Annotated in this window: 23 protein-coding genes and 1 pseudogene; 6 read left to right on the top strand and 18 right to left on the bottom strand. The window is 67.3% G+C overall.

What is annotated here, in order from left to right:
* Nucleotides 1–273 precede the first annotated feature (273 nt).
* The 6 genes from AB4Z48_RS14110 to AB4Z48_RS14085 form a co-directional block, all read right to left on the bottom strand.
* Nucleotides 274–1,254, bottom strand: a complete 981-nt coding sequence (locus tag AB4Z48_RS14110) for a 4-hydroxythreonine-4-phosphate dehydrogenase PdxA (RefSeq protein WP_441614883.1) — start codon at nt 1,252–1,254, stop codon at nt 274–276.
* 2 nt (nt 1,255–1,256) lie between these two features.
* Nucleotides 1,257–2,228 carry a Bug family tripartite tricarboxylate transporter substrate binding protein gene (locus tag AB4Z48_RS14105; protein ID WP_441614881.1) on the bottom strand — a complete coding sequence of 324 codons (972 nt, stop codon included), beginning with the start codon at nt 2,226–2,228 and terminating at the stop codon, nt 1,257–1,259.
* Nucleotides 2,229–2,328: 100 nt separating this feature from the next.
* Nucleotides 2,329–3,318, bottom strand: a complete 990-nt coding sequence (locus tag AB4Z48_RS14100; RefSeq protein WP_441614879.1) for a LysR family transcriptional regulator — start codon at nt 3,316–3,318, stop codon at nt 2,329–2,331.
* Nucleotides 3,319–3,380: 62 nt separating this feature from the next.
* On the bottom strand, nt 3,381–5,522 hold the full coding sequence (gene ppk1, locus AB4Z48_RS14095) for a polyphosphate kinase 1 (RefSeq protein ID WP_441614877.1): 2,142 nt from the start codon (nt 5,520–5,522) through the stop codon (nt 3,381–3,383).
* 216 nt (nt 5,523–5,738) lie between these two features.
* Entirely contained in the window at nt 5,739–6,851 is a 1,113-nt protein-coding gene (locus AB4Z48_RS14090) for an alkene reductase (RefSeq protein WP_441614875.1), read from the bottom strand.
* Between the two features lie 440 nt (nt 6,852–7,291).
* Complete coding sequence (locus AB4Z48_RS14085; protein ID WP_441614873.1) at nt 7,292–8,197, bottom strand: LysR family transcriptional regulator; 906 nt, start codon at nt 8,195–8,197, stop codon at nt 7,292–7,294.
* A gap of 196 nt (nt 8,198–8,393) precedes the next feature.
* Here AB4Z48_RS14085 and AB4Z48_RS14080 point away from each other — a divergent pair, with 196 nt between their 5' ends.
* Nucleotides 8,394–9,038: a glutathione S-transferase family protein gene (locus AB4Z48_RS14080; protein ID WP_441614871.1), complete on the top strand. Its 645-nt coding sequence runs from the start codon at nt 8,394–8,396 to the stop codon at nt 9,036–9,038.
* A gap of 34 nt (nt 9,039–9,072) precedes the next feature.
* A pseudogene (locus AB4Z48_RS14075) lies at nt 9,073–10,113 on the top strand (pyridoxamine 5'-phosphate oxidase family protein); the annotation flags it as partial.
* A gap of 109 nt (nt 10,114–10,222) precedes the next feature.
* On the opposite strand, the gene AB4Z48_RS14070 reads toward AB4Z48_RS14075, so the two are convergent.
* The 8 genes from AB4Z48_RS14070 to AB4Z48_RS14035 form a co-directional block, all read right to left on the bottom strand.
* The gene (locus AB4Z48_RS14070) at nt 10,223–11,146 is read right to left on the bottom strand and encodes a LysR family transcriptional regulator (protein ID WP_441614869.1); all 924 of its coding nucleotides are present in this window, start codon (nt 11,144–11,146) and stop codon (nt 10,223–10,225) included.
* A gap of 43 nt (nt 11,147–11,189) precedes the next feature.
* Nucleotides 11,190–11,864, bottom strand: a complete 675-nt coding sequence (locus AB4Z48_RS14065) for a TetR/AcrR family transcriptional regulator (RefSeq protein WP_441614867.1) — start codon at nt 11,862–11,864, stop codon at nt 11,190–11,192.
* Nucleotides 11,865–11,976: 112 nt separating this feature from the next.
* Nucleotides 11,977–13,734, bottom strand: a complete 1,758-nt coding sequence (gene lpdA, locus AB4Z48_RS14060; protein WP_441614865.1) for a dihydrolipoyl dehydrogenase — start codon at nt 13,732–13,734, stop codon at nt 11,977–11,979.
* A 170-nt stretch (nt 13,735–13,904) separates the two neighbouring features.
* On the bottom strand, nt 13,905–15,545 hold the full coding sequence (gene actP / locus AB4Z48_RS14055) for a cation/acetate symporter ActP (protein ID WP_441614863.1): 1,641 nt from the start codon (nt 15,543–15,545) through the stop codon (nt 13,905–13,907).
* Nucleotides 15,542–15,904 carry a DUF485 domain-containing protein gene (locus AB4Z48_RS14050; RefSeq protein ID WP_441614861.1) on the bottom strand — a complete coding sequence of 121 codons (363 nt, stop codon included), beginning with the start codon at nt 15,902–15,904 and terminating at the stop codon, nt 15,542–15,544. The genes actP and AB4Z48_RS14050 overlap by 4 nt, the downstream gene beginning before the upstream one ends.
* 113 nt (nt 15,905–16,017) lie before the next feature.
* A complete protein-coding gene (locus AB4Z48_RS14045; protein WP_441614859.1) occupies nt 16,018–17,241 on the bottom strand; it encodes an FAD binding domain-containing protein in 1,224 nt (407 codons plus the stop codon).
* Nucleotides 17,242–17,243: 2 nt separating this feature from the next.
* Nucleotides 17,244–17,732 (bottom strand): VOC family protein, encoded by a 489-nt coding sequence (locus AB4Z48_RS14040; protein WP_441614857.1) that lies wholly within the window; start codon nt 17,730–17,732, stop codon nt 17,244–17,246.
* A gap of 403 nt (nt 17,733–18,135) precedes the next feature.
* Nucleotides 18,136–19,077, bottom strand: a complete 942-nt coding sequence (locus AB4Z48_RS14035) for a LysR family transcriptional regulator (RefSeq protein WP_441614855.1) — start codon at nt 19,075–19,077, stop codon at nt 18,136–18,138.
* A gap of 190 nt (nt 19,078–19,267) precedes the next feature.
* Here AB4Z48_RS14035 and AB4Z48_RS14030 point away from each other — a divergent pair, with 190 nt between their 5' ends.
* The 4 genes from AB4Z48_RS14030 to AB4Z48_RS14015 all read left to right on the top strand — a co-directional run bounded on the left by AB4Z48_RS14030 (nt 19,268) and on the right by AB4Z48_RS14015 (nt 23,793).
* Nucleotides 19,268–20,473 carry a M20 aminoacylase family protein gene (locus AB4Z48_RS14030; protein ID WP_441614853.1) on the top strand — a complete coding sequence of 402 codons (1,206 nt, stop codon included), beginning with the start codon at nt 19,268–19,270 and terminating at the stop codon, nt 20,471–20,473.
* Between the two features lie 51 nt (nt 20,474–20,524).
* Nucleotides 20,525–21,493: a tripartite tricarboxylate transporter substrate binding protein gene (locus tag AB4Z48_RS14025; RefSeq protein WP_441614851.1), complete on the top strand. Its 969-nt coding sequence runs from the start codon at nt 20,525–20,527 to the stop codon at nt 21,491–21,493.
* A gap of 47 nt (nt 21,494–21,540) precedes the next feature.
* Nucleotides 21,541–21,831: a muconolactone Delta-isomerase family protein gene (locus tag AB4Z48_RS14020; RefSeq protein ID WP_441614849.1), complete on the top strand. Its 291-nt coding sequence runs from the start codon at nt 21,541–21,543 to the stop codon at nt 21,829–21,831.
* 225 nt (nt 21,832–22,056) lie between these two features.
* A complete protein-coding gene (locus tag AB4Z48_RS14015) occupies nt 22,057–23,793 on the top strand; it encodes a diguanylate cyclase (protein ID WP_441614847.1) in 1,737 nt (578 codons plus the stop codon).
* 50 nt (nt 23,794–23,843) lie between these two features.
* Here the strand turns inward: AB4Z48_RS14015 and AB4Z48_RS14010 are convergent, their stop codons facing one another.
* The 4 genes from AB4Z48_RS14010 to AB4Z48_RS13995 form a co-directional block, all read right to left on the bottom strand.
* Nucleotides 23,844–24,668: an SDR family NAD(P)-dependent oxidoreductase gene (locus AB4Z48_RS14010; protein ID WP_441614845.1), complete on the bottom strand. Its 825-nt coding sequence runs from the start codon at nt 24,666–24,668 to the stop codon at nt 23,844–23,846.
* Between the two features lie 25 nt (nt 24,669–24,693).
* The gene (locus tag AB4Z48_RS14005) at nt 24,694–25,110 is read right to left on the bottom strand and encodes a MaoC family dehydratase (protein WP_441614843.1); all 417 of its coding nucleotides are present in this window, start codon (nt 25,108–25,110) and stop codon (nt 24,694–24,696) included.
* A gap of 14 nt (nt 25,111–25,124) precedes the next feature.
* Nucleotides 25,125–25,565: a MaoC family dehydratase N-terminal domain-containing protein gene (locus AB4Z48_RS14000; protein ID WP_441614841.1), complete on the bottom strand. Its 441-nt coding sequence runs from the start codon at nt 25,563–25,565 to the stop codon at nt 25,125–25,127.
* An 81-nt stretch (nt 25,566–25,646) separates the two neighbouring features.
* Entirely contained in the window at nt 25,647–26,837 is a 1,191-nt protein-coding gene (locus AB4Z48_RS13995) for a lipid-transfer protein (protein WP_441614839.1), read from the bottom strand.
* Between the last annotated feature and the right edge of the window lie 2 nt (nt 26,838–26,839).

The following is a 26,839-nucleotide window of genomic DNA, read 5'->3' as shown; positions in this document are numbered from 1 at the left end:
AAGAGGTCTACGCAAGTAGCGCGCCAGGTGTTGGGCGGTGCTTTTGGCGCGGCGCGGTGCGCGAATGCACAAAACCGGTGCTTACTGGGGCCGGTTTTGTGCATTGCGGGAGCGGCGGGCGTTGCGATCGGCCCGGCGTGAGGCGCCGGACCCCGGCGCGGGTGGCGCCGGCTCATCGTGGCAGTGGCCGCAGGGTCATCCCGGGTCCTCCCGGGCAGGGAGCGCGGCAGGCGGTGGCCGGGCAAGCGGCCGGATCCTGCGCGGCGCGAAGCGCTAGGCGGCCCGCCCGGCGCGGTGGCTGAGACCCATGCGGCAGGCCAGGTCGAAGGCATTGGTCATGGCGTCGGCCGTGGCCGCGCCCCGGCCGACGATATCGTAGGCGGTGCCGTGGGCCGGCGTGGTGACCGGGATCGGCAGGCCGCCCTCCACCGTGACGCCCACCTCGAAACCCAGCAGCTTGGTCGCGATCTGGCCCTGGTCGTGATACATGGTGACGATGCCGTCCAGATGGCCGTTGCGCGCGCGCACGAAGATGGTGTCGGCGGGATAGGGGCCTTCGGCGTGATAGCCGGCGGCGCGGGCCTGTTCGATGCCGGGCGCAATGATGTCGCCTTCCTCGCTGCCGTAGTTGCCGTTGTCGCCGTTGTGCGGGTTGAGGCCGCACACGCCGATGCGCGGCGCGGCGTTGCCGGAAGCCTTGAGGGCGTCGGTGAGCATGCGGATGGCGCCGTCGATGCCGCCGGGCGTGAGCAGCGACGAGACCGCCTTGAGCGGTACATGTGAGGTCACCCGCGCGGTCCAGAGCTTGTCGAGCACATTGAATTCACCGCAGCGGCCCTGGTAGTCCAGCAGCCTGGCGAACCAGCGCATCTCGTCTTCCTCTTGCATGCCGCCCAGGCGCAGCGCGCCCTTGTTGAGCGGGCCGAAGCACAGCGCGTCCGCCTGGCCGGCGGTGACCATGCGCGCGCCCAGCGTCAGCGCCTCCAGCATGAAGGCGCCATTGTCGCGGGCGGCCACGCCGGCGGCGAAAGTGGCGTTCATGCCGGGCCAGTCGACGATCTCCAGCCAGGGAGCCGCCTGCGGCACGGGCACGCCGGCCGCGCGGGCGCCGGCTTCCAGCGCGGCGCGGCTGGCGATCAGCGCCACCTGCGCGCGCCCGGGCAGCGCGGGATCGGCGAGCAGCCGCGCGGTGATCTCGGGGCCGATGCCGGCGGGGTCGCCGATAAAGAGTGCAATGCGGGGCAGGGCTGCCATGTTCAATCCATCCTGATGTTCTGTTCGCGGATCAGCTTGCCGAAGCGGTCGTAGTCCGCCTTCTGCAGCTGGATGAACTGCTCGCGCGTGAGCGTGCCGGGATCGCCGCCGAGGCCGCGCAGCTTGCTTTGCACCTCGGGCAGCTTCAGCGCGGTATTGAACTCGCGCGTGAGGCGATCGAGCGCGGGCGCCGGCGTCTGGCGCGGCGCGTAGAAGGCATACCAGGTGCTCATGTCCGCGCCCTTGATGCCGATCTCCTGCAAGGTGGGCACGTCGGGCAGCGCGGCCGAGCGCCTGGGCGTGGTCACCGCCAGCGCGCGCAGCTTGCCGGAGCGGATATGCGGCATGGCCGACGACGACGTATCCAGCATGATCTGCACCTGCCCGGCCATCAGGTCCACGTGGGCCTGCGAGCTGCCCTTGTACGGCACATGGACCATCTGCGTGCCGGTGGCCTTCATGAACAGTTCGGCCGCCATGTGCTGCACGCTGCCGATGCCAGAACTGGCGTAGCTGAACTTGCCGGGCTGCGCTTTGATCTGGGCGACCAGCGACGCCACGCTGTCGGCCTGCACCTGCGGCGCCACCAGCAGCACATGCGGGACCACCAGCGCCAGGCCGATCGGGGTCAGGTCCTTGAGCGGGTCGAAGGACAGGCGCATGAGCTGCGGCGCGATCACCTGTGGCGAGTTGGTCGCTGCCAGCAGGGTGTAGCCGTCGGCGGGCGCCTTCGCGGTCAGGTCCGCGGCGATGGTGTTGGCCGCGCCGGGGCGGTTGTCCACCAGCATGGGCTGCCCGAGCGGGCCGCCCATTTTCTCGGCAAACAGCCGGGCCACGATATCGGTGCCGCCGCCCGGCGGGGCGCCGACGTTGATGCGGATGGGCTTGTCGGGAAAGGCAGCGTGCGCGTGCGCGCAGAGCCCGAGCAACGTGCCGGCGGCCGCGGCGCGCCAGCGTGCGCGAAGTGCTTGCATGGGGTGTCTCCTGGTCGCGCACCGGCGTGGGCACGCGTATTTTTTGACTGCGATGGTGTGTGCTGTCCCGCACTATGCCGCGCCGGGGCGGCAGCGGCCATCAGTCTTTCGCCGTTGCTGCGTTCACATTTGGTGAATCCGCGGACGAAGCTGCCGCCGACCCCGCCGTCAGGACCGGGATCAGCGCGCGTGCCGCCGAAGACAGCTCGGCGTGCGGCTGGTGGCACAGCACGAAGCGGCGGCAGGCCCAGGCYTCGTCGATGGCGATATGCCGGAAGGTCTTGCCGCGCGCGAACATGGTTGCCACGTGGGCGGGCATGATGCCGATGCCGATCTCGCCCGCGATCATGGCGATCATGCTGTCGAAGCTGCCCACGCGGATGCGCATGCGCAGCGGCCGGCTGGCGGCCACGGCCAGGCGGCCGAGCGTGATGGAGATCGAGGCGCCCTCGGTGAGGCCGATCACTTCATGCGCCAGCAGGTCGTCGATGGCAACCTTGCGCGATCCGGCCAGCGGGTGCGCGTGATGCGCCACCAGCACCAGGCGGTCTTCGCGGTAAGGCAGCGATGGCAGGGCGACCGGCCCGACCGTGCTTTCATAGACCCCCACGTCCGCCAGGCCGCGCTTGACCGCCTGGATCACGCCCACGCTGTTGAGCTCCTGCAGGTCGACCTTGATGTCGGGCCACGCCGCGTGGCAGCGGCCGAGATCGGCGGGCAGGAACTGCGCCACGGCCGAGGTGCAGGCGGCGATACGGATCACGCCGCGGTCGCCGTGCAGGAAGGCGGCGGCATCGTCCTGCATGCGGTCGACGGCGTGGATCAGGCTGCGCGCGTGCGCCAGCATGGCGCGGCCCGCATCGGTCAGCGCCATGCCGTGCGGGCGGCGCTCGAACAGGGGCAGGCCGAGTTGCGCCTCCAGTTCGCGGATACGGCGCGATGCCGCGGCCGGGACCAGGCACAACTGCTCGGCGGCGCGCGTGATGCCGCCGCTTTCCGCAGTGGCAATGAACAGCCGCATGGTGGTCAGGTCGAAGCGCAGGCTGGCCGCGGTGCGGGCGGCCTGCCGGGCGGCGGCAGAGGCGGGCATTGAAGTTGTGGCGGGCGTGGCGGGTGCGGCAGGCGATGCGGGTAAGGCGGGCACGGCCGATGCTATGCCAGCTCGGCAAGCAGCGCGCACTGGGCCGAGACTTGCCGGCGGCCGCGGCGGCGCCGGTAGTTGCCATCCGCTTCCAGTTCCCAGGTGTCGCGGTTGTCCTTGAGGTAGCGCTTGAGCCCTTCTTCGATCACGCGCTTTTTCAGGGCCTTGTCCAGGATCGGGAAGCAGATCTCGATGCGGCGGAAGAAATCGCGCTCCATCCAGTCGGCGCTGGACAGGCGCACGTCTTCGGCCTTGTCGTTGTAGAAGTAGAAGATCCGCTCGTGCTCGAGGAAGCGCCCGAGCACCGAGCGCACGCGGATATTCTCCGACATCCCCGGCACGCCGGGCCGCAGCGCGCAGGCGCCGCGCACGATCAGCTCGATGCGCACGCCGTCGCAGGACGCCTGGTACAGCGCCTGGATGATCTTCGGCTCCAGCAGTGCGTTCATCTTGGCGATGATGAAGCCCTTGCGGCCCGCCTTGGCGTGCTTGGCTTCGCGGCGGATCGCCTCGAGCAGCGACGTGTGCATGGTGAACGGCGCCTGCCAGAGATGGGCCAGCGTGCCGGGATGGCCCAGTCCGGTCAGTTGCGAGAACACGTTGGCCACGTCGCAGGCGATGCTTTCCTTGCAGGTAAACAGGCCGATGTCAGTGAAGTTGCGCGCAGTCTGCGAGTGATAGTTGCCGGTGGACAGATGCACATAGCGGCGCAGCTTTTCGCCTTCGCGCCGCACCACCATCGCCATCTTGGCATGGGCCTTGTAGCCCACCACCCCATACACTACGTGCGCGCCGGCTTCCTCGAGCTGGGCGGCCCAGTTCATGTTGGCCTCTTCGTCGAAGCGCGCCAGCAGCTCCACCACCACGCTGACTTCCTTGCCGCGGCGTGCGGCGCCGATCAGCGCGTCGAGCAGCGCCGAGTCGTTGCCGGCCCGGTACACCGTCTGCTTGATCGCCATGACATCCGGGTCTTCCGCCGCCTGGCGGATGAAATCCACCACGGGCATGAACGACTGGAAGGGGTGGTGCAGCAGGATATCGCCATCGCGGATGGCGCGGAATATGTCGGTCTGGTCTTGCAGGGCCTTCGGCAGTCCGGCCCGGCACTGCGGGTACTTCAGGTCATCGCGGGCGACGCTGTCCGGCACCGGCATCAGCCGCACCAGGTTGACCGGGCCGTTGACGGAGAAGACTTCGGTGTCCTCGAGCCCGAATTGCTTCTGCAGGAACCGCGTCATCTCGTCGGAGCAGTTGTCCGCCACTTCGAGTCGCACGGCATCGCCATAGTGCCGCTGCGGCAACTCGCCCTGCAGCGCATCGCGCAGGTTCTTGATTTCGTCCTCGTCGACGAACAGGTCGCTGTTGCGGGTGACGCGGAACTGGTAGCAGCCGCGCACGCGCATGCCCGGAAACAGCTCGCACACATGGGCATGCAGGATCGACGACAGGAACACGAAGCCATGCTCGCAGCCGGAGATCTCGCTCGGCAGCAGGATGACGCGGGGCAGCGCCCGCGGCGCCTGCACGATCGCCGATCCGGCCTCGCGGCCGAAGGCATCCTTGCCATCCAGTTCCACGGCGAAATTCAGGCTCTTGTTGAGCACGCGCGGGAACGGGTGCGCCGGATCGAGGCCGATCGGCGTCAGCATCGGCATCAGCTCGCGGAAGAAGAAGTCCCGGATGTACTCGGCTTGCGGCCCGGTCCACTCCGGGCGCCGCAGGAAGCGGATGCCCTCGGTGGCCAGTTCCGGGATCAGGACCTCGTTGAACAGCCGGTATTGTTCGGCCACCAGCTTGTGGGCGCGCGCGCTGAGCAGCGCATAGACCTGGCGCGGGTCCAGCCCGTCGGGGCCGGGCAGCGCAGCCTGCAGCTTGATCTGCTCCTTGAGGCCGGCGACGCGGATCTCGTAGAACTCGTCGAGGTTGCTGYTGAACACGCACAGGAAACGCAGCCGTTCCAGCAGCGGGATCTCGCGGTCCTCTGCCTGGAACAGCACGCGCCGGTTGAATTCCAGCTGGCTGGCGACACGATTGAGGAAGGATTGCCGGGCGTCGGCGCTGGCAAGGAAATCCGCCGGAGTGCCATTAGAATCACTCTGCGGCAAGGGGAGGGACGGGGCGTTCTGGAGTGGGACACCCGAGCCTTCTGCCATATTCGACTTCAATCCTGTTCTGGTGAGGATCGCCGCCGGGGGGCGACCAGATGGATCATAGTACCCCGTCGCGCGGCGCTTGAGGAGGCTTTGCGGCGGCAGCGCAACTAAAGTGTCATGTCTTTGTGTTAAAAGGCGCCCGCTCCCGGGCCCGCGCCGCCCGTCGGGCCGCGCGCGGCAGACCCGGTGCGGGCGCGTTTCGGCCTCCAGCCCCGCTCAGCCGAGCGCCGGATAGTCAAGGTAACCCGCCGACGTCCCGCCGAAGAACGATGCCGCATCAGGCGCATTGAGGGGATGGTTTCCCTTCAGGCGCGCCGGGAGATCCGGGTTGGCGAGAAAGGGCCGCCCGAAAGCGATGAGGTCGGCACGCCCGTCGGCAATGGCCTGCTCCGCGCTGGCGCCGTCGTAGCCGCCGGCGAGCATCAGTACGCCGTCGTAATCGTTGCGCAGGGCCTGGATGATGGCATCCCAGCGCGGGTCGAAGTTCTCATCCTTCACCACCCCGACCATGGCCGGCTCCACCAGATGCAGGTACGCCAGGCTGCGCTCGCTGAGCCGGCGCACGATATGGCCGTAGGTTGCTTCCGGCGTTTCGTCGCCCATGCCCATGAAGCGGCCCATGGGCGTCAGGCGCACGGCAACCCGGCCGGCGCCGACTTCTTCGCTGATGGCGTCCACGACTTCCAGCAACAGGCGCGCGCGGTTCTCGATGCTGCCGCCATAGCCGTCGTTGCGCTGGTTGCTGTTCGAGTTGATGAACTGGTCGAGCAGGTAGCCATTCCCTGCGTGGATCTCCACGCCGTCCATGCCGGCGGCGATGGCGTTGCGGGCTGCCTGGCGATAGTCAGCCACGATCTGCCTGATCCCTTCGGTGGTCAGTTCCTGCGGCACGGGCACGTCGCCCCAGACGCCATTGCCGTGCTCGTCGACGATGAATGTCTTGCCGGGGACCGGCAGCGCGCTCGGGGCGACCGGCAACGCGCCACCGGGCTGGAACACCGGGTGCGAGACCCGTCCGACGTGCCAGAGCTGGAGGAACATCTTGCCGCCTTCGGCATGCACGGCCTCGCTCACCTTGCGCCAGCCTTCGACCTGTTCCTGGCTGTAGATGCCGGGTGTCCAGGCATAGCCTTGCCCTTGCTGCGAGATCTGGGCCGCCTCGGAAATGATGAGGGCGGCCGAGGCGCGCTGCCGGTAGTACTCGGCATTCATCGCAGTGGGCACATTGCCGGGTTGCCCGGCGCGCGAGCGGGTAAGCGGCGCCATCGCGACGCGGTGTGCCAGCGAGATATTGCCCACGGAAATCGGCGTAAAGAGATGCTTGTTCAAGATAAGGCTCCTTCGATCAAGGATTTGGAGAGAATCGCATTGCGTTTTGTTTTTTGTTTTTTGGGTATTGCGCATTGCGCACTGCGCACTGCGCACTGCGTATTGCGTATTGCGGTGTCACTAAGGTAGGCCCTTGGGCGGCTGCGCGGAATGGGAGCGCCGCGCAACTCAGCGTTGCGCCGGGAGCAAGGCCGCGACTGGCGCTCGAAGCGATGCGGGTGCCGCAGACCGGCGCTGCCGCGGCGCGGCAAACGAAAAGCGGCCTCCTTGCGCGGGAGGCCGGCACGCGCTGGCCACGGCGGCAAGTCAGCGCCGTCGTGCCGTTGCCTTATGCACCGGGGCCCTTCGGCAAGGCCTCGATATCCGTCTTGGACGGTGCGGGGGGTGAAGGCGTGTCCCGGTGGCAAGCGTGGCGCTTGCCGTCGAATTCGGGACCTGCCTCAGCGGTGTTCGAGGTATCCGCGCAGCGCGTCGATAAACGCCATGACCTTCGGGGGCGGGTGGCTGGTCGGCGGGAAGATGGCCTGGATACCCGCGGCCTCGGTCTCCCAGTCCGGCAGAAGACGCACAAGGCGCCCGGCCTGCACATCCTCCCGCACCGAGAAGTCCGTGAGCAGGCCGAAGCCGCCGCCGGCGAGCACGGCCGCGCGGCACGCGTGGGCCGTGTTGGCCATCAGCAGGTTGGTGCAGCGCAGGGTCTGCTGTTGCTGCTGGCCATTGCGCAGGGTCAGCGAATGGGGTCTTGGCAAGATCGACAACGCCACGCAGGGCAGGCCGGCCAGGTCGAGCGGGGAGCGTGGCTGTCCCCACGCCTTCACGAAGCCGGGACTGGCCACCAGCCATTTGACGAAGCTGCCGAGCCTGACGGCCCGGTGGTTCGAATCCTGCAGGCGGCCAAGCCGGATGGCAACGTCGACACGTTCCGCGATCAGGTCCACATAGCGGTCGTTGCAGGCCAGTTCGATCTCCAGCGCGGGCTGGGCCGCGCGCAGGGCAACCAGCGCCGGCGCGACGACCAGCGAGCCGTAGTCGATCGGCGCGCTCACGCGCAGGGCGCCGCGCAGGGGGCCGGTGCGTCCCGCCGCGTCCGCGATGGCGCTCTCGGCGGTGGCGATGATCTGCCGGCACGCCTGGTAGAAGGCCTTGCCGGAGTCCGTCACGCTCAGGCGCCGCGTGGTCCGGTGCAGCAGGCTCGCCCCGATCTCGGCCTCCAGGCGCTGCATATGGCTGCTGACCACTGTCTTGGCCAGCCCGAGGCGCTCGGCCGCCGAAGTCATCGAGCCGGTCTCGACCACGGCGACGAAGATGGCGAGGCGATTCAGGTTGACGTGCTGGAGATCGGTCATGTTCCACTCTGCCGGCACCGCGGCGGGATCCGGGGTGCGCTGTCCGCTGGGGTTGAATTGTCCTGTCCAGAAGGACTATGTTTCCGCGATTATCTATCTTCCGGCGGCCAATCCCAAGGGGTAGGCTCTGCTTTCGCGCTAACCCGTCCCGTCCGCGCCCGCCGTCCAGGGCGCTCCAACCCAAGCAAAGACACAGATGCCAACCAAGACCAAGCCTGTTGCGCCGATCCGGCTGTACACCACCCGCCTCTCGGGCCATGGACACCGGGTTCGCCTTTTCCTGACCTTGCTCGACCTGCCGTTCGAGGTCACCGAGATCGACATGAAAGCAAAGGACAACCGCCGCCCGGAATTCCTCGCCATCAGCCCTTTCGGCCAGGTACCGGCGATCCAGGATGGCGATACGGTCCTGTATGACTCGAATGCGATCCTGGTGTACCTGGCAAGGCGCTATGGCGATGCGGCGTGGCTGCCCGAAGACGAGCTTGGCGCCGCCGCGGTGCAGCGCTGGTTTTCGCTTGCCGCGGGGCAGATCGCCTATGGCCCCTGCGCCGCCCGCCTGGTGACCGTGTTCGGGGCGCCGCTGGACCATGAAGCGGCCAGGAAGATCGCGGTCAACCTGTTCGAAGTGATCGAAGCCGGGTTCGCCACCAGCCCGTTCGCCATTGGCTCGGTGCCCACCGTCGCGGACATCGCCGCCTACACCTATATCGCCCATGCCCCGGAAGGCGGCGTGTCGCTCGAGCCTTATCCGAACCTGCGCGCATGGCTGCGCCGCATCGAGGCATTGCCCCGCTTCGCCGGCATGCCCGTGACCAAGGCCGGCTTGCTGGCCGGATAAGGCTGCCGCGCTGGCTGCCTGAGGGAGAACGACCATGTCGCAGAATGCCGCACCGCCGCCGGGATGGCCCGGCCCGCAATCCCCGTTCCACGCCACCGAGCTGCTGGCCCAGCAGCATGCGGGCGTGCGCGAGATGGCCGACCGGAGCGGGCGGCGCGGCATTCGCACCTACATGCCGGAGCAGCACCGGGAGTTCTATGCGACGCTGCCGTTCCTGGTGCTGGGCGGGCTGGATGCGCAGGGCCAGCCCTGGGCAACGATCAGGGCCGGCGAGCCCGGATTCGTGTCGTCGCCGGATCCGTGCACGCTTCGCATTGGCGGCGCGGCGCTGCCCGGCGATCCCCTGGCGGGCACCTGGTTGCCAGGCGCGATGGTGGGCGGGCTGGGCATCCAGCCGCAGACCCGGCGCAGGAACCGCGTCAACGGCGTGGTCAGCGCAGCGGATGGCGATGCGTTCACGCTCAGGGTCAGCCAGAGCTTCGGCAACTGCGCGCAGTACATCCAGCGCCGTACGCCCGTGCCCGTGGCCCGGACGCCATCCGCCTCGCGGGCCCGTGTGTTGCGTGCCGGCGCGCTATCCGATGCGGACCGGAGCCTGCTGGCGCGCGCCGACACGTTCTTTGTCGCCAGCGCCAATGCGGATGCATCCGCCGGCATGTCCGGCGGCGCCGATGTATCCCATCGGGGCGGCCTGCCCGGTTTCGTCCAGGTCGGGGACGACGGCGCCATCACCGTGCCGGACTACAGCGGCAACCGGTTCTTCAATACGATCGGCAACCTGCTGCACGATCCGCGCGCCGGGCTTCTGTTCGTCGACCTCGCGTCGGGCGATATCCTCTACCTCGTGGTGACCGCCGAGGTGATATGGGAAGGGCCCGAACTGTCGGCATTCCAGGGGGCGCAGCGCCTGTTGCGGTTCCGCGTCCGGGAAGCGCGCCGCACGCCTGGCGCCATGCCGTTTGCCTGGTCGGATGTGGAGTACGCGCCCGAATTCGGCCGCACGGCCCAGACCGCCGGCGCCGCCGGTAGGCAGCAGCAGCTTATGCCTGGATCTGTGATGGCTACGGTGCTGCCGCTGCCACCCGGGTCCTGTTGTTGACAGGGCGAGCCAGAACAGATGGGATCGCGCCATGGCCAGCCGCGCGGAGACGGCGCGCGCGGATGCGGGACGCCAGGCGGCAAGCCTATGCGGTCGTGGCGTCCCGGTTCGTCGGCCCCGGAATCCGCGCGAGAAAATCGAGGAAGGCACCGATGCGCCTGGAGCCACGCTGGTTCGGCAGGTAGAGGGCGGAAATGGCCGAGCTGGCCCGGTTGGGATTGACGGTCCAGTCCTCGAACAGCGACGTCAGCCGGCCACCCTGGATGTCCTCGCCGACGAGCCAGTCAGGCACGAGGGCGATGCCGCCGTCGGCCAGGGCCAGTTCGCGCAGCACTTCCGCATTGTTGCTCCTGAAGTTGCCCGGGATGGGCACCTGGACTTCCTCCGCGTCGCGCAGGAACGTCCAGACCTGCTGGCCGGCGCCATAGCTGAAACGCAGGCATTCGTGCCCGAGCAGGTCAGACGGCGCGGCCGGCAGGCCACGCCGCTGCAGATAACCGGGACTGCCCACCACCTTGCGGCGGAATACGCCGATCTGCCGTGCAACCACGTCGTCGAACGCGGCCGCGCTGCCGAGCCGGATGGACAGGTCGATGCGCTCGCCGAGCAGGTCGACGATGTCGTCGGTGAGCGTGACCTCAAGTTCGAGCTTGGGGTGGCGTGCAAGCAGTCCGCCCAGGAACGGCGCGATGCAGCGCCGCCCGAACGCAACCGGCAGGGAAACGCGGAGCTGGCCGACCGGCGTATCGCCGCGGTCGGCGATAAGCGCATCCGCCTCCGCCACCGCGTCCAGGATCTTTCGCGCGCGCTGGTAGTAGGCGGCGCCGGCTTCGGAGACGGTGACCTGGCGGGTCGAGCGGTTCAGCAGGACGGCGCCGAGTTCCTCCTCCAGGTTGTCCATCAGCCGGGTCACGGACGACGTGGCGAGGTTCAGCCTGCGGGCGGCGGAGGAAAACCCCTTGGCGTCGACGGTCTCGACGAACATCTTCAATGCCAGCAGCTTGTCCATGATCATGGCTCCAGCGTCGGGGGAGGGTCCGGCTGGCCGGTCGTCAGGCGCGCGGCTTGCGCAAGGTGCGCATCACGGCGGGTGCGCCGTGGAGGAACATATCGACCTTCAGGCGCACATCGGTGGCGACGTCGGCGGGAACCTTCAGGCCATAGACCCACTTGCGCACGCCGAGATAGAAAATGGAGGCGTGCAGGCTCCAGATCATCTCGACCTCGGCGTCGAGTTCGGCGGTGTTGCGCGGCTCGGGGATGTCGAACTCCGCCCGCACTTCGGCCAGCACGGGCAGGAACACCTTGCTGCGCAGCTTGTTGAGATACTTGTTGTTGATGCCCTCGCGCGTCAGGCCGGCAAAGATGAACACGCGGATCCATTCTTCCCGCAGGATGACGGACGCGTAGTCGAGATAGAACGCATACAAGCGTTCGGTCAGCGGCGTCGAGCGGTCGGCGATCTGTCGCTCCCAGTCGGGGCGCCACTGGAATACCTCGTTGTACACCCGGTCGATCAGTGCCTCCTTGCTCTCGAAGTAGCGGTACAGCAGAGGCTGCGTGACGCCGATCTGCTTCGCGAGTTCCCGGGTGCTGCCGGAGAAGCCGTTGCGGGTGAAGTGTTCGATGGCCTTCTGGACGATCTGCTGCTCCCGTTCCTCCGGAAGCAATCGTTTGCCGGTCTTTGCCGGGGCATCGTTCTTGGGTGAAGCCGCGTCTCGATTCATTCATCCACCTGTGCAGGGCATTCCCGTGCGGAGTGCTGGCTGCATTGTACCAATCAGATGATAAATTGCGAGACGCGGCGGTACTGGTCCAGGCATGGCAAGGCCAGGGCCCCTAGATATTCAAGGCGCGCTTGCGCACGGCGAGCGCGGCCTCGCGCATCACCTCGGACAACGAGGGGTGCGGATGGCTGAGCATGCCGATATCCTCCGAAGATGCCTTGAACTCGAGGGCCACGACCGCCTCCGCGATCAGGTCGGAGGCATTGGCCGAGATCACGTGGATGCCGAGCAGCTCATCGGTCTTGGCATCCGCGATCATCTTCACGAAGCCCTCCGTCTTGCCGATGCCCAGCGCGCGCCCGTTCGCCATCATGGGGAACTGTCCCGACCTGACCTCGCGGCCCTCCGCCTTCAATTGCTGCTCCGATTTGCCGACCCAGGCGATCTCCGGTTCGGTGTAGATGACCCAGGGAATGCAGTTGTAGTCCAGGTGCGGCTTCTGGCCATCGATGCGCTCGGCCACCATCACGCCTTCGTCTTCTGCCTTGTGCGCCAGCATCGGCCCGCGCACGACATCGCCGATCGCGTGGATGCCGGGGATGGCGGTGGCGCAGTGATCGTCCACCGGGATAAAGCCGCGCTCATCCGTCGACAACCCTACCGTGTCGAGGCCGAGATCGTCCGTGTTGGGGACGCGGCCGACGGAGACGATGAGGCGATCGGCCTCCAGCGTCTGGCCGGCGCCGTCCTTGTCCTTGTACTGGATCGTGAGGCCCTTCTTGGTGATCTTCACGTCCCCGATGCTGACCCCGAGATGGATGGTCAGGCCCTGCTTCTTGAACAGCTTTTCCGCTTCCTTCGCCACCGCTTCGTCGAGCGCGCCGAGGAAGGTCGGCAGCGCTTCGAGCAGGGTGACCTCCGCGCCAAGCCGGCGCCAGACGGAGCCCAGCTCCAGGCCGATCACCCCGGCCCCGATCACGGCGAGCTTCTTGGGTACGGAGTCGAAGGCGAGGGCGCCTTCGTTGTCGGAGACGATCTTGTTGTCGACCGGAATGCCGGGAAGATGCCGCGCCTTCGAGCCGGTCGCGATGATCACATGCCTGGCCGTGTAGGGCCTGGCGCTGCCGGCTTCGCCGGCCTCGACGCTGATGGCGCCGTCGGCGCGCCCCAGGAACTTGCCGTGGCCCTTGATCCAGGTGATCTTGTTCTTGCGGAACAGGAACTCGACGCCGCCGGTGATCTTCTCGACGATGGCGGCCTTCCTGCCGATCATCGTGTCGAGGTCAAGCGTCACCCCTTTCGCCTTCACCCCGTGATCGGCAAGATGCTGGAGGGCGTTCTCGTATTGCTCCGACGACGCCAGCAAGGCCTTGGACGGGATGCACCCGACGTTCAGGCAGGTGCCGCCGAGTTTCGGCTTGCCCGCGGGGTTCTTCCATTCCTCGATGCAGGCCACCGACATGCCGAGCTGCGCCGCGCGGATCGCCGCGATGTAGCCGCCGGGGCCGGAGCCGATCACGATCACGTCGAAATCCGTGGCCACGGTGGCCGTGGCTGCTGCAGCCGCGGGTGCCGGGGCAGCCGCGGGAGCCGGCGCGGCCGCGGCCGGTGCAGGCGCGGCGGCCTTGCCGCTAGGGTCGATGGTCGCGATCACCTCCTCGGCCTTGACCGTCGCGCCGTCGCCGCGAACGATCTGGGCCAGCACGCCGTTGGCGGGGGAGGGCACTTCGAGCACAACCTTGTCGGTCTCGACCTCGACAAGTATCTCGTCGAGCACAACGGCATCGCCTGCTTTTTTCTTCCATTGCAGCAAGGTGCCTTCGGAGACCGATTCGGATAGTTGAGGCACCTTGACTTCGATCGCGGCCATGTTTCGATTCCCCTTTTTCTGGTTGACTGTTCCGGGAGGACGGTGGGATCCATCGCCGGGATGCCGGCCCGCCGGCATCCCGCCCTCCATGCGATCTATCAGTCTAGGTGAGCGGACAATTGGCCAATTGTCCGGCCTTATTGGTATTTACCCGTAGACGGATGCACTGTTCAGCCCTGCTTGATCAGGCCGAGCTCGCAGTCCACCAGCTGGTTGTCGAAGGCGCCGCGTTCGCGCGCGCCGCGCGCGGACCTGTCGGTCACGGAGAACACGTAGATGCCGCCGAAGGCGACCAGCATGGAGAACAGCGCGGGATACTCGTAAGGGTAGAGCGCGGTCGCATGGCCAAGGACCTGCACCCAGACGGTGGGGCTGAGCACCGTCAGCACCACCGCGGTCAGCAGGCCCAGCGATCCGCCGATCACGGCGCCGCGGGTCGTCAGTCCCCGCCAGTAGATCGACAGCAGCAGCACCGGGAAGTTGGAGCTGGCGGCGATGGAGAAGGTCAGGCTGACGATGAAGGCGATGGTCTGCTTCTCGAACAGGATGCCAAGCAGGATGGAGAGCACGCCAAGCACGAGCGTCGTCATCCGGGAAACCCGCATTTCCTCCTTGTCCGTCGCGGCACCCTGGCGCAGGACCTTGGCATAGAGGTCATGCGAAATGGCCGAGGAGCCTGCCAGCGCAAGGCCGGCCACGACGGCCAGGATGGTCGAGAACGCCACCGCGCAGATAAAGCCGAGGAAGACGTTGCCGCCCACCGCGTGCGCCAGGTGCACCGCGACCATGTTGACGCCGCCGATCACCGCGCCCGACGCGTTGTGATAGAGCGGATCGGTGGCGACGAGCGCGATCGTGCCGAAGCCGATGATGATGATCAGCGCATAGCCGGTGCCGACGATGCCGGTCGCGTACAGGATGCTCTTGCGCGCGGCCTTGACGTCGCCGACGGTGAAGAAGCGCATCAGGATGTGCGGCAGGCCCGCGGTGCCGAAGATCAGCGCCAGGCCCAGGGACACCGCCGAGACCGGATCGGACACCAGGCCGCCCGGGCTCATGATCGCCGCATGCTTGCCGTGGGCCACGATCGCTTGCGAGAACAGCGCGTTCAGGCTGAAGCCGAAGCGGCTCAGGACCATGAAGGCCATGAAGGCAGCGCCGGCGAGCAGCAGCACGGCCTTGATGATCTGGATCCACGTGGTGGCCAGCATGCCGCCGAAGAAGACATAGACGACCATCAGCACGCCGACCAGCACCACCGCGGCCGTGTAGTTGAAGCCGAACAGCAGCTCGACCAGCTTGCCGGCACCGACCATCTGCGAGACCAGGTACAGCAGCACGATGACGATGGAGCTCGATGCCGAGAACGCGCGGATCGGCCGCTGCTGCAGCCGGTACGAGACCACGTCCGCCAGCGTGAAGCGGCCGAGGTTGCGCAGCGGCTCGGCGATCAGGAACAGGATGATCGGCCAGCTCGCGAGGAAGCCGATCGAGTAGATCAGGCCGTCGTAGCCGCTCGTGAACACCAGCGCCGAGATGCCGAGCAGGGAAGCCGCGGACATGTAGTCGCCGGCGATGGCCCAGCCGTTCTGCATGGCGGTGATCTTGCCGCCCGCGGCATAGTGGTCGGCCACGCTGTTGTTCTTCTTCGCGGCCCAGCGCGTCACCACCAGCGTCGACGCGACGAACACCAGGAACATGGCGATGGCGATGAGGTTCAGGCCCTGGCCCACCGCGGATGTCGCGGCATGGGCCGGCAACGCCGGCAGCGCGGCCAGCAGCAAGGCCGGAGAGAGGAAGATGCGCTTCATTTTGCTGCCCCTTGCTTGATGTCGCTGATCAGCTTGTCGTAGACCGTATTGGTGCGATGCACGTACACCGCCACCAGGAGGAAGGTCACCGCGAACATGCCGAAGCCGACCGGGATGCCCACGCTGGTCGGCAGGCCGGGCGTGAGGGGCCGGCCCAGCAGCGCCGGGTTGAAGGCCAGCGTAAGGATGTAGCCGAAGTACACGGCCAGCATGAGGGCGGTGAGCGTCCATGCGAAGGTACGCCGCGTGCGCACCAGGGACTGGAACCGGGGATCGTTGAGCAGCGGGTTCCGCGCGGGCGGGGGCGGCGGTTCCGCCTTGCGGGCGGCGGGCGGGTAGCTTGTGGCGGTATGTTCCACGGTTGTCTCCATTGGGGGCGTATGTGATGCCGGGCGGCGTTTCGGCAGGCTGCGGGGAGCGCTGCAAGGCGCTGCCACCCGGGATGTCGATGCATGTCGAGGCGGCATGGCGGTCAGAACCGCGTCGACACCGCCGTCTCGCGCATGACGGCTTCCGGCGTGCGATAGCGCTCCGCCATCTGGCGATCGGTCTCGTCCTTGAGTTGTGCCTGCATATATGCGCCCAGGTGGCGGGCGTGCTGGACGATCGCCATGCCTACCTGCACGCGCTCGGCGCTATAGGTCTCCAGCGCCGACGGCACCGAATCGTGGCTCTTCAGGGCTTTTATCAGCGCCATGGCGTCGCCCGCGGCCTTGGTCACGCCCATGCCGCAGTGTGGCCGCGCCACGAAGGCGGCGTCGCCGAGCAGCGCCACGCGGTCGAACGCCATGCGCGGCACCTCGAGATCGAAGATGGGCTGGAACAACGGCTGTGCGGTCTTGGTCACGACCTCGCCGAACTGCGGGGCGAGAAGCGTCAGTGCGGCTTGCTCCATGTCGGCCAGCACGTCGGGGCGGATCAGCGCGGGCGGAATGCCGCCCGGCCAGCGCTTGCCGCTGGCGTCGGTGAGCAAGTCAGGCAGGTCGATATCCTCGCTGGTGGCGCGGTACCAGACAAAGTTGTAGCGGCGCTCGCCGGGCTGCGTGCTGTTGCCCTGGCCGGCAACCGGGTAGCCGAGGATCTGCTCGTGCGCAGGCAGGCAGAAGGCGAACTTCTCGAACAGCATGTCGCGCGTGGGCTGGCTGAGCAGCGTTTCATCCACCAGCCCGCGCCACGCGATATAACCCGCGTACTGGAGCTTGACCTCGGGCAGGAAGCGTTCCCGCAGCGCGGAGCGGAAGCCGTCGGCGGCGATGACCAGGTCGGCGAAATGCATGGAACCGTCGCTGAGCGTAACCGTGGCGCGGTCCGGCTGGCTGTCGACCGCGACCACGGTTGCGCCCGGGCGATAGCTGCCGCCCGAGAAGGCGGAGCGCAGCACGTGGTACATCTTGCCCCACGCCGTCAGCGTCTGGGGCATCTCGCGTTGCGACTGCACGCTGCCGTCCCGGGCCAGCGTGAGCCGCGACTTGACCTGCACGCCGATCGAGTCGTCCACCTCGACGCCGGCCGCGCCAAGCGCCTCGAACAATTCCGGGTGCGTGACAATGCCGGCGCCGCGCCCTGCGAGCGCTTCCGTAACCCGCTCGAAGACCTCGACTTCCCACCCGTCGCGGGCAAGCAGGTTGGCGGCGAACAGCCCGCCCAGCGAACCGCCGACGACGATGGCCTTCGGCCGCTTCGACATGGTTGTCATGATCACTCTCCTGCAGTTTCGAGGCTGCGCGCGCTGTCCGCGGCGCCCGGCATTTCAAGGCCCGCAACCTCGGCTGCGGGATAGTTCAGTTCGATGGTGACGCCGGACGGGTCTTCGATGAAGAGCTGGTGCAGGCCGAGGCTGGGCACGGTGCGGTCCCGCCACGCAATGCCCTCGGCCTTTAGCGTGGCCCACATGTCGGCGACGCCGGTGGCCAGGAAGGCGATGTGGTCGAGCGTGCCGGTGCCGGCTTCCGGCAATGCGCGTTCGCCAAGATAGGCAGCCAGGCCTGCAGGGTTGTCGGGGTCGATGCCGATAATGTGCACGGTGCCGAAGTCGCCTTCGTCGCCGCCCATGTAGAGCCACGCGCCGGGGAAATCGAAAGGCGGGCGGTAGCCCCGCCTGAAGCCGAGGATGCGCTGATAGAAGGCGCAGGACTTCTCGAGATCGGTGCTGCGGATAGAGAAGTGCGCGAGTTTGGTGATTGCCATGGGTACCCTTGCTATTGATCGATCGATTAGTGATCGTGTGATAAATTGTAGGGCAGGCATCGGAAGTGGCCAAGGGCTGGCGAGGGGGTATTTACCCTGATGGGTGGGCCGGCCGGCTATCCCTGCGTGCATCAAGGGCCGCGTCGCGGGGCCCGGTGACGCCGAACGCAGATTGCCGCGTCAGTGTCGTGCGCTAGCCATGATGCGATCACCCGCGCCGATCCCTTGTTCGCTCATCTGCGCGGCCTGCGCGAGCTGGTCCTGCTATCAATGCGGGTTTGCGCGGCGATGATTCCGTCCGCGCAGGGCGCGGATCAATGGCGGGCTGTACAGGTTGCCGCGGTATTTCGGCAAGCCCGGGTCGTTCCGCAAGTCGCTCGCCGCAAGCCGGCCTGGCGCCGGGCTAGCCCTTGCGGCGGCCGGCAGCCGGCCCAACGGGGCGATTCATCGCGGCTTCGATGAGCGCCAGCATCCGCTTGCCGGCCGCCGTCAGCGGCCGGTCGGCCCGCACCATGACCTTGGTGCGGGCGGATTCCAGCGCCTGGTTCGCCGTCCGCACCGCGACCACTTCACCGCGCGCGGCCTCGCTCGCCACCGCGCTGCCGGACAGGAAGGTCACGCCGAGCCGGGCGACCACAAAGCGCTTGAGCATCGCGATGGAGCTGGTCGTGAAAGCCGGGATGAGCTGCACACCTTCGGTGAACTCGGCCAGGCGCACGAGCTGGTGCAGGCCGAATCCCGGGCCCATGGTGGCGACGGGATAGGCGCTGATATCCTGCAGCGTGGGGGGCCGCCGCGCCTGCGCCAGCGGATGGCCGGCCCAGGCCACCGCGCAGATCGGCTGCGTACGCTCGCTGACGACGCGGATGCCCGCATCGGCCGGCGGGCTCAGGACCACGCCGATATGCGCTTCGTCAGCCGTCACCATGCGCACGGCCTCGGCGGCGCTGGCGAACTCCACCGACACCTGCACGCCCGGGTATTGCCGGCAGAATACGTCGAGGATGCCGTCCATAAGGAGATCGCCATACCCTTCGCCGGCCACGATGCGCAGCGAGCCGCGGCGCAATCCGCCCAGGTCGTCCAGCCGCTCGCGCAGCGCCTCTTCGCTGGCCAGCCGATTGCGGCAGTGATCCATCACCAGCGCTGCCGCTTCGGTGGGCACCACGCCGCGGCCCTTGCGCTCGAACAGCGCCACGCCGAGTTCGTTCTCCAGCTGCTGGATCTGCCTGCTGACCACGGATGGCTCGACGTTCATGCGGTCTGCCGCGCCGCGCAGCGATCCGCAACTGGCGGCTTCATAGAAGTAGGCCAGGCGCTTCTCGTTCAAGGTCGTATTCGCCATAAATCTGCAGTGTCCGGGGTTGTCTCTGCGTCAGTCTTCTGCGTCGTCAGTTGACTTGTCTGCTGCCTTGTCTGCTGCCCTGTCTGTTGACTTGAAAGCAACGGTAATCACCGAAATCATACATTGATCGTACCAATTGGGCGGGCCAATAATCCGCCATCGATTCCACCAAAGAGCAACGCCCAACGCCATGTCGTCCGCCCCCCACTTCTGCAATGTGAGTGACCTCGAGGCCAGCGCCCAAGGTCTTCGCGCGATCCGCCGCCGCATACACCAGCACCCCGAGCTGGCCTACAACGAGCTGGAAACGGCCGCGCTGGTCAGCCGCATGCTCCGTGAGTGGGGCTACGACGTGGTCGAGGGTGTCGGCGGCACCGGCGTGGTGGCGAGCCTGCAGGCCGGCAACGGCGGCCGCAGCATCGGCATCCGCGCCGACATGGACGCCTTGCCCATCCAGGAAGCGACGGGTTTGCCGCACGCCAGCCGGATGCCCGGCATCATGCATGCCTGCGGCCACGACGGCCACACCACGATGCTGCTGGGCGCCGCGCAGTATCTGGCGGCGCAGCGGAGGTTCGATGGCACCCTGAGGCTCTACTTCCAGCCCGCGGAGGAAGCGGGCGTCGACAGCGGCGCGCAGCGCATGATCGCAGAAGGCCTGTTCAAGCGTTTCCCCTGCGACGCCGTCTTCGGCATGCACAATCATCCGGGCGAGCCGGCGGGCAGGTTCCTGTTCCGCAGCGGCGCCTTCATGGCTGCCGGCGACAAGGTCACCATCACCGTGCACGGCAAGGGCAGCCACGCCGCGCGCCCGCACCTGAGCATCGATCCCGTGGTGGTCGCGTCGAGCATCGTGATGGCGTTGCAGACCATCGTGGCCCGCAACGTGAATCCCGCCTCCACGGCAGTGGTCACCGTCGGTGTGTTGCGCGCCGGCTCGGCGAACAACGTGATACCTGCCTCGGCGACGCTGGAACTCAGCGTGCGCTCCTTCGACCCTGCCGTGCGCGAGCTGCTGCGCACGCGCATCGAGGCGCTGGTCCAGGCGCAGGCGCTGAGCTACGGCGCCAGCGCCGAGGTGGACTATATCTATGGCTACCCGGTCGTCGTCAACAGCGAGCCCGAGACCGCCTTCGCCATCGAGGTGGCGCGAGAGCTGGTCGGCGCGCAAGGCGTCGACGCCAGCTTCGAGCAGGTGATGGCCAGCGAGGACTTCGCGTTCATGCTGCAGGAGCGGCCGGGCTGCTTCCTGCGCCTGGGCAACGGCGTCGGCCTCGGCGCGGGAGAGGGCGGGTGCATGGTCCATAACCCTGGCTACGACTTCAACGACGACAACCTGCCGGTCGGCGCGGCCTTCTGGGCGCGGCTGGTAGAGCGCTACCTGCCCGTCGCGTGAGCCCCCGCCGCCCGACTTTCCTTGATTTCGCCATTCTTCCGGTCTACACCCATGAAACGCATTTCCCGAGTCCTGTTCGCCATGCTTGGCCTGATGACACCGCTGCTGGCAGCCTCGCAGCCGGCCTATCCTTCCAAACCGGTCAGGATCGTGGTGGGTTATGCCCCTGGCGGCTCCGCTGACTCGGTGGCGCGGCTGCTGGCAAGCCGCCTCTCCGTGCAGATGGGCCAGCCCTTCGTCGTGGAGAATCGTCCCGGCGCGGCCAGCAGCATCGCGGCCAACTCGGTGGCCCGCTCCACCAGCGACGGCTACACCCTGTTCCTTGGCTCCAATGCCAACGCCATCAACGCCACGCTGTACAGGAAGCTGTCCTTCGATATCCAGAAGGACTTCATCCCCGTGGCCCTGGTGACCAGCTTTCCCAATGTGATGGTGGTCAATCCGGCACTGCCCGTGAAATCGGTCGCCGATTTCATCGCCTATGCCAAGGCCCACCCCGACGCGGTCAACTTCGGCTCGTCCGGGGTCGGCTCGTCGACGCATCTGTCCGGCGAGATGTTCAAGTCGATGGCCGGCATCCGCATGGAGCACGTGCAATACAAGGGCAGCGCGCCGGCCCTGACCGACCTCATGGCCGGGCAGGTCCAGGTGATGTTCGACAACGCACCGTCCGTGCTGCCCTTCATCAAGAGCGGCAAGCTGCGCGCGCTGGCAGTCACCAGCAGCCAGCCGCAGGCGTTCGCGCCCGGCGTGCCGACCGTGGCTGCATCGGGCCTGCCGGGCTTCGAGGTGAAGTCCTGGTATGGGCTCTTTGCCCCCGCGAGCACCGCGCCGGCGATCGTCGATGCGCTGAACAGGCAGGTGAATGCCGCGCTGCGCGACCCGTCGGTGCGGGCAAGCCTCGCCACGCTTGGCGCCGTGCCGGAAGGCGGCTCGTCCGAGGCCATGCGCACGCACCTGTCGCGCGAAATCCCGAAATGGGCGGCCGTGATCCGCAGCTCCGGCGCAGCCGCCGAATGAGCGGGCGGCGGTTCCCCTGATCGATTTGCCAACCAGTGAGACCCGACATGCAATTCCTGGCTCTTTCCCGCATGCGCACGGACCTGTACGCCGACGCCGATTTCGCACCGTATCTCGAAGACGAGGCGCAGCGCGCCCGCACGCTGTATGCCGAAGGCCACCTGCGCCAGATCTGGTATCGCGGCGACGAACGCGGCGCCGTCTCCATCCTCGAAGCTGGCAGCCTTGGCGAGGCACAGGCGATGGTGGATTCACTGCCGCTGGTGAAGGCCGGCATGCTGCAGATCCTGCATGTCATTCCATTGCTGCCTTACCGCGGCTTCGGCCCGCGCGCCTGAGCGTAGTCCCGCAACGGGCTTCGAAGGCACCGCACTCGCGAGTGCCTTCATCCGCTTTCATCGCCTTCATCGCCTTCATCCGCCCTCGAGCCTGAGCCCGCGGTCGGGCGTGAAGGCATGCCGCAGCCTTCTGCGGCGATTGCGGCGTTACACTGTCTTCGCAGCTATGCGGTCCGGTCGCAGGATCGGGCACCGCGTCGGGCACTACGGCATCGGAGAACAGGCATGCACCTTGGCGCGCCACCGCGTACGACTCCACGCACAGTCTGGCGCCGCGCAAGGTCGCGTCCTCGCCAGGCGGTCGTCCTGTGCTTCGCGGCGGTGTTCATCGTTACGCTGGTTCTTGCCGGGCGCCAGTATTTCCTTGTCCGTGCACGAGAACTGGATCTGCGCGCGCATCGGCTGGAACTGCAGGGCCTGGCGCTGGACGCCGATATTCGCGGCGCCAAGCGACAGATGCGCTTTCTGCGCAACAGCGCCCAGCATTATCTCGCCGAGCAATCGGCGCAGGTCGATCCGGCAGCGGACGAGCCGCTGCGCAAGGCGCTCGCCGCGCAGGACAATCCGCTGTGGAGCCTCCAGGTGCCGGATGCCGATGCGCCGGTCCGCGGCATCGGCTCGCAGCAACTGAGGCGGATTCCCGGGCTGGGCCGCCGGGACTCGACCCTGCTCGAGGATCTGAAGCTGTCCCGCGTGATGAGCCAGTTGCTGGCCGTCCAGTATCGGATGAGCGCGGATCTGGCGCATGCCTTCTTCGTTTCGGCAACTGGCGTTGTCGTTGCCTGCCCGCCGGTGGCGGACGAGCAGGTCGCCGCCTTTGTCGAGCTGTTCGCTTCATCGGGGCTGTTCAGCCCCGCGCGAGAACGCCTGCCGGACCACGACGTGATCTTCGACCCGGTCCTTGGGCGAAGAAGCCTTGCGGGACCGCTTTTGCTGTTTGCCACCCCGGTGATCCTCGACGGCGCGATTCGCGGTGCCATCGTATTCGAGATCCCGCAGAGACGCATCCAGGACTACCTGCATGCCGCGACCAGCCACGACGATACCCGCGCGCTCGTGGACCGGCGCGGAACGCTCATCGCATCGAGCGAGAGCACGTTTACCGTCACGGACGAAAGCTGGCTGAAGACGCTGCCGGCATACTGGAGCGGCCTGGCGGTCCCGACGCTGTTCCGGGCTGGCGGCGGTATGTTGAGTGTCCGCCAGGACTTTCTCCTGTACAGAAAGCTGGAAAACGCCGACCTCGTGCTGCTCGACCATGTGCCGGCGGGAACGTTGTTCCTGGCCGTGGTCGGCCAGTTCAGCGTGCCGTTCGCCGGTATCTGGCTACTGCTGGGCCTCCTGCTGTGGGCGACGCTTGCCGTGGTCGACCAGTTGCTGAAGCGGCAGATGATACTGGGCGACCAGTTGCGGGAGCTCACGCGCGTGGACGCGCTGACCAGACTGGCAAACCGGCGGCGGCTGGAAGCGGACTTCGATGTCCTCACGCGGGGGCGCCGCATCGAGCGGCCCATCTCGCTGTTGATGATCGATATCGACCACTTCAAGCATGTCAACGATAGCTGGGGCCATGCGGCCGGCGACGAGGCCCTCAAGACACTGGCAACCGTGACGCGGGCAGTGGCGCGGCCGCAGGATCTGGTGGCTCGCTACGGCGGGGAGGAATTCTGCGTCCTGCTGCCGGATACCTCGCTGGATGAAGCTGCGCGGATTGCGGAGCGGATGCGGCTTGCCATTGCCCAGGCTGTGTGTACGCTCCCGGAGGCGACCTTGCCGGAGACCGCACCCGGCCGGGAGATTCGATTCACGGTGTCGATTGGCGTGGCGGAGCTGATTGCCGACGCATGCCGCGATCTTGGCGAACTGGTCGCGGTCGCAGACCGGAGGCTATATGCGGCCAAGGACGACGGCAGAAACAGGGTGGTGGCGCAAGAATCGACGCGCGGGACGGATGTCCCCTGAACGCGCCGGTGGTCGCGCCTCTGGGGCGCGGCCACCGGCGGCAGGGCGGCTTACTGCAGGTTGCCGGCCACGGCGATGGTCTGGCCCGTGATGTAGTTCGAGTCCGGCGAGCAGAACAGGTACACGCCACCGGCGGCTTCTTCCGGGGTGCCCCCGCGGCCGAGCGGGTTGCGCTGGGCGTGGGTCTTGAGCATTTCCGGATTCAGGCCGACGCGGATGTCGCGGCCGTCGATGTTCACCGTGGCGCCGGCCTTGGCATCGGCCGAGGTCATGCGCGTGTGGATCAGGCCGAACGCCACGGCGTTGACGTTGACGTTGAAGCGGCCCCATTCGCGGGCGATGGCGCGCGTCATGCCGATCACGCCGGCCTTGGCGCCGGAGTAGTTGATCTGGCCGGCGTTGCCGTTGAGGGCCGAGGTCGACGAGATATTCACGATCTTGCGGTAGACCTCGCGCCCGGCTTCCTGGTCGGCGGCGTGCAAGGCCTTGATGTGCGGATAGGCGGCGCGCAGGATGCGAAAGGGCGCGGTCATGTGGCAGTCGAGGATGGCGTACCACTGCTCGTCGCTCATCTTCTGCACCACGTCGTCCCAGGTGAAGCCGGCGTTGTTGACGAGGATGTCGATGCTCTTGAAGTTCGTCATCGCGGTGTTGACGAAGCGCTCGGCGAAATCCGGCGCGCTCACGTTGCCCACGCAGGCCACGGCCTCGACGCCCATGGCCTTGAGTTCTTCCACGGTCTGGTGCGCCGGCTCGGCGTCCAGGTCGTTGATCACCAGGCGTGCGCCTTCGCTGGCCAGGCGCCTGGCGATGGCGTTGCCGATGCCGCGGCCCGAACCGGTGACCAGTGCCACCTTGCCGTCAAGTGTTCCCATGTCTTGTCTCCTGAGTATCAAGTAGTTACAGCGCGACGACAGCGTCGCCGAGGATCTTGGTTTCGCCATACTGGTTGGCGGTCTGGATTTCCAGCTTGATGCGGCGCTCGCCGTTCTTTTCCATTTTTTCCACCACACGGCCGCTGCAGGTGATGCGGTGGCCGAGGTGCGTGATGCCGACGAAGCGCACGCCGAACTCGCGCAACTGGCGCTGGTCCACCCACAGGGTCAGCAGGCGGCCCAGGTAGGCCATCGACAGCATGCCGTGCGCGAACACGTCTGGCATGCCGGCCTTGCGCGCGAAGTCGGTGTCGATATGGATCGCGTTGTGGTCGTTCGAGGCGCCGGCAAACAGCGCCAGCGTGGTGCGGTTGACCGCTCCCAGCGTCAGCGGGGGCAGGGTATCGCCGACCTGGATCTGGTCGAAGCTCAGATTGTTCATTCGGATTCTCCGTTTCAGCCGTTGCGTTGGACCAGCACGCTGCGCAGGTCGGCCACGTGCTCGCCGGCCTGGTTGGTCACGCGCGTCTCGCGCACCACGAAGTCCAGCGCGCCGCCTTTCTTCTCGTAGATGTCGGAGATGCGGGTCTGCAGGTGCAGCGTATCGCCGGCATAGGCCATGCGGTGGTAGATGAAGGACTGCTCGCCGTGCAGGATGCGTTCGACCTTGATGCCAAGCTCGTCGCGCCAGCCGCTCGGCGGCTGCGCCAGCTCCAGCGAGAACAGGAAGGTAGGAGGCAGCGGCAGGGCCGGGTGGCCGGCGTCGCGCGCGGCGGACTCGTCCGTATAGACCGGGTTGGTCTCGCCGGTGGCCTTGGCGAAGAAGCGCAGCTGGCTGGGGGCGGCGGTGGTGCGGAAATCCGCAATCACCTTGCCGATGAATTTCTTGTCGATCATGTCAGGGATTCCGTCGGGGCAGGGGAAGGGTCGGGGTCCGGGGTCCGGCGTCCGGGAGTTGCGGCCGGACGCCGGGCATCGTCATCCGTGCTTCTTGTAGACCGTGACGACGCACGCGCCGCCCAGGCCCAGGTTGTGCGACAGCGCCACCTTGGCGCCTTCCACCTGGCGCTGGTCGGCGGTGCCGCGGATCTGGTGGGTCATCTCGTAGCACTGGGCGAGGCCGGTGGCGCCGAGCGGGTGGCCCTTGGACAGCAGGCCGCCCGACGGGTTGACGACCCAGCGTCCGCCATAGGTGTTGTCGCCGTCGTTGACCAGCTTCTCGCCTTCGCCTTCCTTGCACAGGCCAAGGCCTTCGTAGGTCAGCAGCTCGTTCTGCGCGAAGCAGTCGTGCAGCTCGATCACATCGATATCGTCGGGGCCGATGCCGGCCTGTTCATAGACGCTCCTGGCGGCCGAGCGCGTCATCTCCGCGCCCACCACGCGGATCATGTCCCTGGTGTCGAAGGTGGCGGGCACATCGGTGGTGAGCGCCTGGGCGGCGATCAGCACGTCGGTGCGCAGGCCATGCTTGCGGGCGAATTCTTCCGAGACCACGATCGCGGCGGCGCCGCCGCAGGTCGGCGGGCAGGCCATCAGGCGCGTCAGCACGCCGTCCCACAGCATCGGCGCGGCCATCACGTCTTCGGTGCTCACGATGTTGCGGAATACCGCCAGCGGATTGCGCGCGGCGTGCTGGCTGGCCTTGGCGCGGATCCTGGCGAAGGTTTCCAGCCTGGTGCCGTACTTCTTCATGTGCGCCATGCCGGCGCCGGCGAACTGGCGGATGGCGTTGCTCAGGCCGTCGGGGCGCCCGACCAGTTCGTCGACCAGGTTGTTGGCGCGCTCCAGCGCGCTGGCGCGGTCGGTCCAGGCGGATTTCAGCGCGCCCGGCACCATGAACTCGAAGCCCACCGCCAGTGCGCAGTCGACCACGCCGCTTTGCACGGCCTGCCGCGCCAGGAACAGCGCGGACGAGCCGGTGGCGCAATTGTTGTTGACGTTGATGACCGGGATGCCGGTCATGCCGACCTGGTAGAGCGCCTTCTGGCCGCAGGTGGAATCGCCATAGACGTAGCCGGCATAGGCCTGCTGCACGTCGGCGTAGTCGATGCCGGCATCCTCCAGTGCCTGGCGGATGGCAATCGCGCCCATCGTGTCATAGGTTTCGCTGGTGCCGGGCTTCTTGAACGGGACCATGCCGACGCCGGCGACGAATACTTTACGAGTCATGT

The organism is Cupriavidus sp. 2TAF22 (assembly GCF_052115045.1).
Taxonomy (GTDB): domain Bacteria; phylum Pseudomonadota; class Gammaproteobacteria; order Burkholderiales; family Burkholderiaceae; genus Cupriavidus.
This window is presented reverse-complemented; position numbering and strand designations above follow the sequence as displayed.

Excerpts from the sequence above, each read along its gene's own strand:
- AB4Z48_RS14110 (WP_441614883.1), bottom strand. The coding sequence starts at position 1,254 with ATGGCAGCCCTGCCCCGCATTGCACTCTTTATCGGCGACCCCGCCGGC.
- AB4Z48_RS14105 (WP_441614881.1), bottom strand. The coding sequence starts at position 2,228 with ATGCAAGCACTTCGCGCACGCTGGCGCGCCGCGGCCGCCGGCACGTTG.
- AB4Z48_RS14085 (WP_441614873.1), bottom strand. The coding sequence starts at position 8,197 with ATGACCGATCTCCAGCACGTCAACCTGAATCGCCTCGCCATCTTCGTC.
- AB4Z48_RS14080 (WP_441614871.1), top strand. The coding sequence starts at position 8,394 with ATGCCAACCAAGACCAAGCCTGTTGCGCCGATCCGGCTGTACACCACC.
- AB4Z48_RS14070 (WP_441614869.1), bottom strand. The coding sequence starts at position 11,146 with ATGGACAAGCTGCTGGCATTGAAGATGTTCGTCGAGACCGTCGACGCC.
- AB4Z48_RS14065 (WP_441614867.1), bottom strand. The coding sequence starts at position 11,864 with ATGAATCGAGACGCGGCTTCACCCAAGAACGATGCCCCGGCAAAGACC.
- lpdA (WP_441614865.1), bottom strand. The coding sequence starts at position 13,734 with ATGGCCGCGATCGAAGTCAAGGTGCCTCAACTATCCGAATCGGTCTCC.
- actP (WP_441614863.1), bottom strand. The coding sequence starts at position 15,545 with ATGAAGCGCATCTTCCTCTCTCCGGCCTTGCTGCTGGCCGCGCTGCCG.
- AB4Z48_RS14045 (WP_441614859.1), bottom strand. The coding sequence starts at position 17,241 with ATGACAACCATGTCGAAGCGGCCGAAGGCCATCGTCGTCGGCGGTTCG.
- AB4Z48_RS14040 (WP_441614857.1), bottom strand. The coding sequence starts at position 17,732 with ATGGCAATCACCAAACTCGCGCACTTCTCTATCCGCAGCACCGATCTC.
- AB4Z48_RS14035 (WP_441614855.1), bottom strand. The coding sequence starts at position 19,077 with ATGGCGAATACGACCTTGAACGAGAAGCGCCTGGCCTACTTCTATGAA.
- AB4Z48_RS14030 (WP_441614853.1), top strand. The coding sequence starts at position 19,268 with ATGTCGTCCGCCCCCCACTTCTGCAATGTGAGTGACCTCGAGGCCAGC.
- AB4Z48_RS14025 (WP_441614851.1), top strand. The coding sequence starts at position 20,525 with ATGAAACGCATTTCCCGAGTCCTGTTCGCCATGCTTGGCCTGATGACA.
- AB4Z48_RS14020 (WP_441614849.1), top strand. The coding sequence starts at position 21,541 with ATGCAATTCCTGGCTCTTTCCCGCATGCGCACGGACCTGTACGCCGAC.
- AB4Z48_RS14015 (WP_441614847.1), top strand. The coding sequence starts at position 22,057 with ATGCACCTTGGCGCGCCACCGCGTACGACTCCACGCACAGTCTGGCGC.
- AB4Z48_RS14010 (WP_441614845.1), bottom strand. The coding sequence starts at position 24,668 with ATGGGAACACTTGACGGCAAGGTGGCACTGGTCACCGGTTCGGGCCGC.
- AB4Z48_RS14005 (WP_441614843.1), bottom strand. The coding sequence starts at position 25,110 with ATGAACAATCTGAGCTTCGACCAGATCCAGGTCGGCGATACCCTGCCC.
- AB4Z48_RS14000 (WP_441614841.1), bottom strand. The coding sequence starts at position 25,565 with ATGATCGACAAGAAATTCATCGGCAAGGTGATTGCGGATTTCCGCACC.
- AB4Z48_RS13995 (WP_441614839.1), bottom strand. The coding sequence starts at position 26,837 with ATGACTCGTAAAGTATTCGTCGCCGGCGTCGGCATGGTCCCGTTCAAG.